The sequence below is a fragment of the Metabacillus bambusae genome (genome assembly GCF_017497975.1).
GTDB lineage: Bacteria > Bacillota > Bacilli > Bacillales > Bacillaceae > Metabacillus > Metabacillus bambusae.
This window is the reverse complement of record NZ_JAGDEL010000013.1, coordinates 149,535-160,367: the sequence shown is the minus strand read 5'-3', so window position 1 is coordinate 160,367 and position 10,833 is coordinate 149,535. Positions and strand designations below refer to the sequence as shown.

At 35.7% G+C, this 10,833-nt stretch carries 11 protein-coding genes; 7 read left to right on the top strand and 4 right to left on the bottom strand.

Annotation, left to right across the window (positions count from 1 at the left end; genetic code table 11):
- On the top strand, positions 1-181 hold a 181-nt coding region (locus I7822_RS17275; RefSeq protein WP_207980356.1), incomplete at its 5' end, for a hypothetical protein.
- A gap of 83 nt (positions 182-264) precedes the next feature.
- Here the strand turns inward: I7822_RS17275 and I7822_RS17270 are convergent.
- On the bottom strand, positions 265-1,116 hold the full coding sequence (locus I7822_RS17270; RefSeq protein WP_207980355.1) for a J domain-containing protein: 852 nt from the start codon (positions 1,114-1,116) through the stop codon (positions 265-267).
- A gap of 175 nt (positions 1,117-1,291) precedes the next feature.
- Complete coding sequence (locus I7822_RS17265) at positions 1,292-2,143, bottom strand: AraC family transcriptional regulator (protein ID WP_207980354.1); 852 nt, start codon at positions 2,141-2,143, stop codon at positions 1,292-1,294.
- A 265-nt stretch (positions 2,144-2,408) separates the two neighbouring features.
- On the opposite strand from I7822_RS17265, the gene I7822_RS17260 reads away from it, so the two are divergent.
- The 5 genes from I7822_RS17260 to I7822_RS17240 all read left to right on the top strand — a co-directional run bounded on the left by I7822_RS17260 (position 2,409) and on the right by I7822_RS17240 (position 7,424).
- Entirely contained in the window at positions 2,409-3,671 is a 1,263-nt protein-coding gene (locus tag I7822_RS17260; protein WP_207980353.1) for an ABC transporter substrate-binding protein, read from the top strand.
- Positions 3,672-3,767: 96 nt separating this feature from the next.
- Complete coding sequence (locus tag I7822_RS17255; RefSeq protein WP_207980352.1) at positions 3,768-4,718, top strand: carbohydrate ABC transporter permease; 951 nt, start codon at positions 3,768-3,770, stop codon at positions 4,716-4,718.
- A 19-nt stretch (positions 4,719-4,737) separates the two neighbouring features.
- A complete protein-coding gene (locus tag I7822_RS17250; RefSeq protein WP_207980351.1) occupies positions 4,738-5,571 on the top strand; it encodes a carbohydrate ABC transporter permease in 834 nt (277 codons plus the stop codon).
- 96 nt (positions 5,572-5,667) lie between these two features.
- A complete protein-coding gene (locus I7822_RS17245) occupies positions 5,668-6,651 on the top strand; it encodes a Gfo/Idh/MocA family protein (protein ID WP_207980350.1) in 984 nt (327 codons plus the stop codon).
- On the top strand, positions 6,648-7,424 hold the full coding sequence (locus I7822_RS17240; RefSeq protein ID WP_207980349.1) for a TIM barrel protein: 777 nt from the start codon (positions 6,648-6,650) through the stop codon (positions 7,422-7,424). Before I7822_RS17245 ends, I7822_RS17240 begins: the two co-directional genes overlap by 4 nt.
- A 194-nt stretch (positions 7,425-7,618) precedes the next feature.
- On the opposite strand, the gene I7822_RS17235 is transcribed toward I7822_RS17240, so the two are convergent.
- Complete coding sequence (locus I7822_RS17235) at positions 7,619-8,512, bottom strand: dimethylarginine dimethylaminohydrolase family protein (protein WP_207980348.1); 894 nt, start codon at positions 8,510-8,512, stop codon at positions 7,619-7,621.
- A 219-nt stretch (positions 8,513-8,731) separates the two neighbouring features.
- Between I7822_RS17235 and cobA the strand changes: the two genes are divergently transcribed.
- Positions 8,732-9,514, top strand: a complete 783-nt coding sequence (cobA, locus tag I7822_RS17230; protein WP_207980347.1) for a uroporphyrinogen-III C-methyltransferase — start codon at positions 8,732-8,734, stop codon at positions 9,512-9,514.
- Between the two features lie 307 nt (positions 9,515-9,821).
- Here the strand turns inward: cobA and cyoE are convergent, their stop codons facing one another.
- A complete protein-coding gene (cyoE, locus tag I7822_RS17225; RefSeq protein WP_207980346.1) occupies positions 9,822-10,736 on the bottom strand; it encodes a heme o synthase in 915 nt (304 codons plus the stop codon).
- Positions 10,737-10,833 lie beyond the last annotated feature (97 nt).

Below are 10,833 nucleotides of genomic sequence, written 5' to 3'. Positions count from 1 at the left end.
AGTTGAAAATGTTATTTTACTCATGTTGTCCCCTAATCCCCATTATCTTGAAATTAAAGTATATAAAAAAATACCTATAGATGAAACACTCTTTTATAAGTGTCCTATCTATAGGTACCATATTATTATGGGGCCCTTTCTTTTTCTTGAGGTTAGCGTAGAAACTCCTCAAGATAGGTAAAATTCAATAATAAATCCCTCTATATTTCAAGAGGGATTTTTGTGTATCTTGAATGAACCGTCTTTTTTAATAGTAGACAAAAATCAGTTTGCTAACTCCAAAATCAATTTCATTGCATTCGTTTTATTTTTGGCATCTTTTCGAATGGCCGCTATTTTTTTTGCATCATTTACTGGCATCCCATTAAAGATAGATGTATCCTTTAATACAATCCCATATATATGCTCAGTCTTATCTTCAGTTGTAGCAGAGTAAATAATATGTTCACTTTCTTTACTATCCTTAAGGGTCGGCTCAATTTCCTCTAAAGGTTGAAACATTCCATTATTCTTAAGTTGTTCAAAGTTTTTAGCATCCATAAGATAAAGATCTGATTTATCACTAACAAGTGTTACAACACTTTTTTGTTGAAGATTAGCATCAATGGAATCATTAATTTCAGTAGGTGCGTAATTCATGTTAACAGTTACTCGCTCCCAGGTAGTAAACTTTGCTAATACATTATCTGATAGAGGAGTTGACTGACTGTTAGGATCAAAATAATCTCCAAAGACCATAATACTTAGGGCCTCTGGAGGAAGACTTGCCAATTCTTTTTTCTCCTGATAATTATTAATGCCATTTTGGATTAAAGAACCCAAAATAGCAACAAGGATCAAAAAACCTACCATATGAAGTTTGTAATAATGGAAGAAATGTTGAATTTTATCTCGAAAAGAATTCATTTCTTGGGACGGATTGGAACCGTATTCATTATGGTGTTTAATTATATTATAGGCTGTCGTAATAGCTTCAATATCAAACGGTTTCTCTGTATCTGGTTGATTCTGATAGGCATGATTTCGTCTAACCCAAATCATGTATTGTTTTTCAATTTCATTATCTGTAGCATTTTCTGAAACGTCTAATACTTTGTATGCTTCTTTTATGTCCAATGAAACGCACCTCTCTTTTTACAGTTATTAATAGATTTTCTTTGGATGAAGTTGTAGAAGTAATTAATGTAAGCAATATATTAAAGATAACGCAAGTAGAAAACTTTTGCACTATCTATGAAAATATTAACAAAGTTTCCTTTCGATATGAATCACTTCAAGTCATGATATAGCTTTAATGATAATGAGCGATCCGCTTATATTCCCCTGGCGACATCCCCATATTCTTTTTAAACAATCTCGTAAAATATCTAGTGTCGATGCCGAGCTCTTCAGCAATCTCACAGAGTGTAATATGCTTATTACGTTCAATTAGGTCAACTGCATGTAAAATCCTAAGATTTTGTAAGTATTGGTTTAGGGTGACACCATAGCATTGACGAAATAATCGATTCAAATGTTGATGAGAGTAACCTGAAGACTTTGATACCTCAGATAATAGAATAGGTTGTGTATAATGCTCCTTTAGAATGGTAGTAACATGTTCTAAAATGGCTTCACAAGAATTAGAGTTATTTACTTTTTGAGGTTGATAGGAAAAATTTGTTGTCTGCTTTCTTAATTCTAATAGAAAGGTATAGAGTAACACAGAAATTTGCCATAATTCCTCGGTTCCATTGTTTTCAGCTATTTGCCAGATTTGTTCAGCCAAATTCCACAGTTTCTCAAAATTATGAATATGTAATAGCTCACCATTATGAAATTCCATATTAGCAAGCATAGTTGCTACAGAAGCACCTCGAAGCGATATAAAACCGACCAGCCATGGATCATCTGTTATTGGAAAATACTCGTGTGGGACCCCTTCATAGATGATGAATGCCTGTTGCTCCTTTACCACAAGGTCACGTTCTCCGTTAACACGAATTCTTCCACTACCACTAAGAGTTATGAATACTTGAGTGGCAGAAAAGCCCTTAGGTCTGTGGATCGCTGTCTGATGATTGGAGCCTACAGTGTACATTTGTAAGGGGATTAGCTCCTGATTAAACGGTGAGGTAATAAAACGGATTGGTAATTCTTTCATGAGACATCTTCCTTTCATGTTCAAATTGTCCAATCTTATGTTCAATTATGCCCTTGATGTGTAGACAACATAAATACTATTATAAAACTAATAATCTTACAAATTATGTATTGATGTAGGTTACTCTTGACGTAAGATTAGTGATAGTTTTTATGAAAGCGGATACATATAACTCTATTACTTTTTCTATCAAGGGGGTGAGTAGGAAAGCTAGATGTCCAATTAGCAGGTGTTGATTACATTTAAAAGGGGTGTTTTTTAACTGATGAGAAAAAAATTAAGCTTTCTTTTAGTGTTATTACTTGTTTTTGCAATGGTTGGGTGTAGTTCCTCACAATCTAACACAGCTGAAGAGGATAGTGATGGAAAGGTAACGCTTACCCTCTGGTATTGGAATCGTTCACTTGATGATGATTTATTGGCAAAAGTAAAGGAGCAATTTCCAAACGTAAACCTTAAACCTCAAAAAATTGATGGGGCAGAATATAAAACAAAGCTACAGACAACATTAGCAGCAGGATCAGGAGCACCAGATATTGTTGCCATGAACGATTGGGCTAATGAATTCCTTCCATATACTGACCAATTTGTCAATTTGCTAGACTATGGTGCAGATGAATTAAAGGACCAATATTTAGAGTGGAAATGGAATTATACATTGACCCCAGACAATAAAACATTAATCGCCTTGCCAATAGATACTGGTCCAACGGCATTATTTTATAGAGAAGATATTTTCAAGAAAGCAGGATTGCCTACAGATCCAGCTGAAGTTTCTGCCGAGCTTTCTACTTGGGAAGATTATATAGAGGCTGGTGAAAAAGTAGAAGCTGCAACAGGAGTAAAGATGTTTGATAGCATTAATCGGGTCTTTACTCAATATATAAGTCAAAGTGACAGTGTTTACTTTGATGAAGAAGATAATTTTATAGGTGATGGCGGTAATGTCAAAAAAGCCTGGGATTTGGCAGTAGCTGTCCATGAAAAGGGCCTAAGTGCAAATTTAGTAGACGGTACAGAATGGAATGCAGGAATGAATAATGGAGAAATTGCTTCATTTATCGGTGCTGTATGGACGAAGAAGATTTTAGAGGATGCTGCACCTGATACGGCAGGTAAATGGCGTGTTGCACGAGCGCCAGGTGGAGATGGAAATAATGGAGGATCATTTATCGGGATTACCAAATCGTCTAAGCATCCTGAAGAAGCATATGAAGTAATTAAGTGGTTGATGAGCCCTGAAAATCAATTACAGGCGTATACGACAATGGATTTATTCCCATCGACTCCTGGTGTTTACAATGATCCAAAAATGAGTAGTGAAGAAGCTTTCTTTGGAAATCAAAATACAACAGAAATCTTTAGTCAATCTGCCGAAAATGTAAAGCCACGTTATTTTGGTGCTAGTTACAGTACAGTTAATACAATGTTTCTTGATCAATTAACTAATGTAGCTAACCAAGACCTTGATCCAGATAAGGCTTGGGATGAGGTTCTAGAACAAGTTGAAAAAGAACTTTCACGCTAACTAAAACAAAAAATAGGAAAGTACTAGGTGCTCCGAACTACTTGGCTAATAACCTAGTACTTTTCCTTTCCAGTTTGTAGATTGAGGAGGGATTGCATGAATAATGTAGCAAATACAAAAAAGGTAACAAGTGTTCAACAAATAACACCAGCTAGTAGAGGAAGCTTATTACACGAAATCTATAAAAATCGAACTCTTTATCTTTTTATTTCGCCATTCTATCTATTATTTTTAATCTTTGGTTTGTTTCCGATTGTCTTTTCATTGTATTTGTCCTTTCACAAATGGGGTGGGCTCGGTGCAATGGAGTTTGTTGGACTTAAGCAGTTTACATATTTACTAACGGATACTGTTTTTTGGCAATCAGTAGGAAATACCTTTGCCATTTGGTTTCTTTCGGCGATTCCAATGTTATTCGGTGCATTAGTTATTGCCTTCCTACTTAATACTCCATTTTTAAAATTCAAAGGGTTTTATCGTACAGCATTTTTTGTCACGAATGTCACATCAATTGTAGCCGTTACGATTATTTTTAAGTCAATCTTTGGAGATAGCTATGGACTTCTAAACTATGTATTAACGACAATTGGTCTTGACCCTGTGGAATGGCTAAAATCAGAGTTTTTGATTAAGGTTGTGATTGCATCGATGGTCGTCTGGCGATGGACTGGGTATAATGCAATCATTTATTTAGCTGGATTACAAGGTATTCCAAATACGTTATATGAGGCAGCGAAAATGGATGGGGCAAACCTCGTTCAGATGTTTTTCCACATTACAATTCCACTCTTAAGACCTATTATTCTCTTTACAGTATTAATGACAACGATTGGATCCATGCAGTTATTTACTGAGCCTCAAGTTTTACTTGGTAACTCTGGAGGTGTAGGTGGGTCCGGTTTGACGATTACATTATATATGTATAAGCAGGCATTTGGTGAAAGTCAATATGGCTATGCATCTGTCGTATCATGGGCACTATTTGTCATTATTGCTCTGTTCTCATTACTGAATTGGAAAATCGTGCAAAAAACTGGAGCGAAGTAAAGATTAGGAGGGATTAAGAATGGATGGAAATTATGCAGGATTTAAAAAGTTCGTTTTACATTTTCTATTATTAATAGGAGTTTTTATTTCGATCTTTCCGTTTTACTGGTTGGCCGTAATGTCGACTAATAAAACAAGTGATATTTTAAGATTTCCACCTAAATTAATTTTTGGCTCAGAACTTTTTACAAATATAAATAATGTAGTACAAAATGTAGACTTTTTCCAAGCTTTTTTAAACACAGTCTTTGTTTCAACAACTTCAGCCGTTGCTATTTTATTCTTTTGTTCACTTGCAGGATTTACATTTGCAAAATTTCAGTTTCCAGGAAAAAAGCTTCTGTTTACTTCACTTTTAATAACAATGATGATTCCGTCTCAGCTTTCGTTTGTTCCTTCATACATTATGATTTCAAAGATTGGCTGGGTTGATACCTTTCAAGCACTTATTATCCCTGGTCTGGCAAATGCCTTTGGGATCTTTTGGATTAAGCAATATTCTGAAGAGGCGATACATGATAGTCTACTGGATGCAGGCAGATTAGATGGGTGCAATCATTTTAGACTTTATTGGAACATTGGCCTACCGATTTTAAGACCTGCACTTGCTTTCTTAGGAATCTTCTCGTTTATAAGTATTTGGAACGATTATTTATGGCCGTTAGTTATTTTAAATGATCCTGCAAAATATACATTGCAAGTGACATTATCACAATTAAATGGAATTTACGACACTGACTACGGGATGGTCATGGCTGGAACACTGTTAGCCACTCTTCCATTAATTATTTTATTTATGTTTGTCAGTCGTCAGTTTATTTCAGGGATTGCAGCCGGTGCAATAAAGGATTAGGAGCTTCCTATTTTCTTTTAGCTAAAGGGGGTGATCTAAACAATTTTTTTAGAAACTAAATTGATCAATTGTATTATATAATAGGAGGAGATTCGTTTGGCTCTAAATATTGGTTTTATTGGAACTGGTGGTATAGCAAAGGCACATTTAAATAATTTAGCGAAAATTCAAGATGCAGAGGTAACTGCTTTTTTTGATATTCAGTTAGAAAGAGCCCAAAAGGAAGCTCGAGAATGGAAGAATGCAAAGGCTTACAATAATTTGAATGAAATGTTGGATGATCGTAAACTCGATGCAGTATACATATGTGTTCCACCAATGGCACATGGTGAGGTGGAGAACGCAGTAATAGATAGAGGGATTCCATTTCTCGTTGAAAAACCACTTGGAATTGATAATTCACCAACTGATATTCTAAAAAAAATAGAACAAAAAAAGATCATTACCTCTGTTGGGTATCATTGGCGATATCAGGAAGCAACAAGAAGAGCTCTTGATTTACTAAATGAACGAAAGCTGGGGATGTCGTTAGGATATTGGATGGGTGGTATGCCTATGGTTCCATGGTGGAGGGTTCAAACTGGATCAGGTGGTCAGTTCGTGGAACAAACAACTCATATTGTCGATTTACTACGGTATCTTAGCGGGGAGATTATTGAAGTTTTTGCTGCATACAGTCAGCGGGTTATGCATGAAAAGGTAGAAGGGACAACAGTTGCCGATGTTGGAACTGTCACAATGAAATTAGAAAATGGCAGTATCGCGACGATCTCTAACACTTGTATGTCACCGGTTGGGCATAAAGTGGGTCTGGATTTATATACAGATCAAGGAGTACTCGAAGTTAGTAGTGCTGGTTTAAAGGATATTAAACCTGAATCGATAACAGAGTATAAGGAAAGAAAAAGTCCATATTTAATAGAGGATGAAGTTTTCGTTAACGCAATTTTAACTGGAGATTCTTCAAAAATTTTATCTGACTATCGAGATGCCCTAAAGACTCATAATGTAACATTAGCAGCAAATAGATCTGCAGAAATTGGAAAACCAATACATTTAAAGGAGCTGTCCCGCACATGAAATACTCACTTTGCATTGGAGCTTATAAAGGAAAAGATGTCGTCTACCACCTTGAGAAAATAAAAGAGCATGGCTTTCAAGGTCTAGAGTATTATAGCTGGTGGGACTTAGATATCAAACAGGTAGCTAAGGAACAGGATCGAATCGGTGTTGGGATTATTGCAACGTGTACGAAATTTTTTAATCTAGTTGATGGGACGAAACGCTTAGAATATATTGATGGTTTGAAGCAAACAATTGAGGCATGTAAAATTCTAGGCACAAAATCAATTATTACCCAAACCGGAAATGTAATCGATGGTATGTCTCGTGATTTTCAGCAACAAGCAATGGTTGAAACGTTAAAGCAATGTGCTTCACTTTGTGAGGAAGCTGGAATCATCTTGGAGGTTGAACCATTAAACGGATTGGTTGATCATCATGGACATTTTCTCCAATATTCAGATGAAGCAGTATCTATCATTGATCAAGTAAATAGTCCTTATGTAAAATTAGTATTTGACGTTTATCATCAACAAATTACCGAAGGAAATGTTATTCGTAATGCAACAAACTATATTGATCGAATTAGTCATTACCATATCGCTGATAATCCAGGTAGAAAGCAGCCAGGCACAGGTGAGTTAAACTATATCAACATTTTAAATGCCATTAAAGAAACAGGATATGAAGGGTATGTTGGTCTGGAATGTGGGTATACAATTGATACAGATGAAGCATTAGATGTGTTTAAACAGACGATATTAAAAAATGTGGAGACACTTTCAGTATAGGGTGGGAAATAAACGTAAGTGAAAAAGCCAAAAAACGATTTTTTAATCGCTTTTTGGCTTTTCTTATTGTCTAGAAATTATAAAATTCTTGTACTGTGGATAAGCGCTTGGCATCCAGCTCCAGCGCCTAGCACCTCGAGGTCATAAGCCACTTAAGAATTGAAGGTAAAGAACACCTTCTATTCTTAAGCGTCTTATGCTTGCTGTTCAAGGCGCTTGCGCTTTTGTTCATTAGCTTGTCCTCTAAGTATTGGAAGTGTACAGCAGCGGAAAGCACCACCAGATTTAATGATTTCGGTTATATCTACTTCAATGACATGGTAACCACGGTCTCTAAGTTTTTTATTTACCTGTTTATTAATAGGTAAACTGATCACCCGTTTTTCACCAATTGAAAGGACGTTTGTACCTAGGGTTGCTTGTTCTTCTTTAGAAACTTCAATTAAATTGTATCTGGAAGCGATTAGTCTTTCTTTTTCCTCATGAAGTTCTCCTGGAAAAATTAATGCATCATTTGGAGATAAAATATTAAAAACACAATCTAAATGTAAATAGGTATCAGTAAAAGGAACAGCAATTACGTCAAAAGACGGTAATAAGCTTTGTAAATGCTGGATGGCATTTTCATTTGTACGATTACTAACACCAACATATATCGTGTTGCGATCTACTAAAACATCTCCACCTTCAATTTTATCTCCAATCAGATTTGTATAGGTTATTTTCTCTTTTTCTAGCCAATCGATAAATGGTCTTTCTTCACCTTTTCGAACATCATGTGCCATTTCTGCAACAAACACTTGATTGCCGAGTGTAAAACCGATATCACGAGTAAATACCTGTTCAGGAAATTTTTCTACAGGAGGAAGCAACATGACTTCAATTCCATTATTTTGTAACGTTTCAACAAATATCTTATGTTGTTTCTTTGCAAGATCTGTATCAATGTTTTCTTTCAGGTATTGTTTTTGCGTTTCATTAATAGGTTCTCTAATCGTCATAAAATCAGGTTGGCATAATACGACTTTTTTTAATATATCGTATTCACTAAAACAAGAGCTTTTTATGTAATCTGGTAGTATATTCATTTGTGTCCTCCAAACTTAATGCAGTTTGGTTGTAATATGCCCTATCTGGATAGGAATAAAACGTATTTACTTAACTATCTACTAGCCAAATCTCAAAATATTCTTCAAGTACACTCCTTACATCCAATTATAAACAATATGAAAATCCTCCAATTACTAAAAGAAAAAGACTATAATAAAACTAAAGAAAAACAAAAGGTATTGGAAGAAGGTTAAAAGATGAGTAAAGGTAAAGTATATTTAGTGGGAGCGGGTCCTGGTGATCCCAAACTTATTACAGTTTATGGTTTAGAGTGCATTCAAAAGGCCGATGTTATCGTATATGACCGCCTGATTAGTAAAGAGTTATTAGAACATGCCAAAAAGGATGCTGAGCTTATTTATTGTGGCAAGCTACCAGGAAAACATGAGCTTATTCAAGAGCAAATACATGAGACAATAGTAGAAAAGGCTTTGGAGGATAAAGTAGTTGTTCGTTTAAAAGGTGGGGATCCTTTTGTATTTGGGCGTGGAGCTGAGGAAGCTGAGGTTTTAAAAAATCAAGGGATTCCTTATGAAGTTATTCCAGGGATTACATCTGGGATTGCAGCTCCTGCTTACGCTGGCATACCAGTAACACATCGTGATTATGCTTCTTCTTTTGCGATTGTGACAGGGCATGGCAGAGCAGACAAGCAAACAGATAGTATTAATTGGGGGGCTTTAGCACAGGGGATTGACACAATTGCATTTTATATGGGAATTAAAAACCTTCCATATATTTGTCAAAAGTTAATCGAACATGGTAAAAACCGTAAAACACCTGTTTCAGTTATTCAATGGGGGACAACTGCTTCACAAGTAACCATTACTGGTAACCTGGAAACGATTGTAGAGGATGTAGAGAAAAATAATATTACTCATCCTGCTATTGTTTTAGTAGGACAAGTAGTTGAAATGCGCGATAAAATAAAATGGTTTGAGGATGTCGTGGAACAAAATAAGAAACAAGTAAACGAATGACCAATGCCTGTTTGTTTATATTTTAAATATATCTGAAAAATGACCCTAGGACATAATCCAAGGGTCATTTTTTAAGGCTCTTTTCTAAGAGATTGTTGCTTTTAAAAATAAGAACTATTTTAGGTTGATTGGAACGGATTGCGAGACTCCTGCGGGAGCAGCGGGACAGGTGAGACCCCCCAGGTGTTTACCCCGCGGAGGCTCACCGCCCGCCCCGCGGAAAGCGAGCAACTGGAGCTGAAATCAACTTACACGGCACTTCTTGGTAAATAGCAACAAAGTTTGGCGCCGTCAGCCTTTTTAAAAATTATATTAATGAAACAATAATCATAAGTGAGAAAAGAATTGTAAGATGAATTAAAGAAAAAGCAAACATTAAATTCGCCCATTTGATATCGTCAACCTTCTTGAAGCCCCAGATGCCAATTATCATCCAAGCTAAGGTTAGTCCAAACATGCTAAATGCAATTATTTTACTAAAGGGTAAAAATAAAATTGATGCAAACAGCAAGATAACTAGATAGAGAAGGGATTGTACTTTTGTACGATGTATACCTTTTACTACAGGAAGCATTGGTACTCCAGCTGCCTTGTATTCCTCCAATCGTCTAATCGCAATTGCATAGAAATGCGGAGGCTGCCATAAAAACATAAACACAAAAAGCGCGATCGCAACAGGGTGAAAAATATCTGAAGAAATAACTGCCCAGCCAATAATTGGTGGCATGGCTCCAGATAAGCTTCCTACCTCAGTATTATATATAGTAGAGCGTTTCGTGAACATTGTATAGGCAAACACATAAAAGGCAAAACCTAAAAAGCCCATGAATGCTGCCAATATTGATACGGATAGTAGAAGTGCTAATCCAACAGCAACAAGAATGATGCCTAACCATAACGCAAATCTAGGATTAATCGATCCATCTACAGTAGGTCGAACTTTGGTTCTTTGCATTTTAGAATCAATATCTCGATCATAATAGTTGTTAATCGCACCTGAGCCACCAACGACAAAGGATGTTCCAATTAGGGATATGACAATGATTGGTAGCTGTTCAACAAAACTTAAGTCACTAATAAATAAAGCTAGACAGAGGCCTGCAAACATCCCCATGAGATTTGATTTGATAATTCCTGTTTTTATAATTAACTTGATCACTTTCCATGAAAAATACTGTTTCAATGAAAATGATTCCTCTAAAGTTATTTCAGTGTTTTTCACAACCATTCTCCTCTTTCTTTTACTATTACACATTAATTATGAGGAAAAAGTACCGAAATAGTATCACAATCTACAAAAGTACACATTATTGTCATAA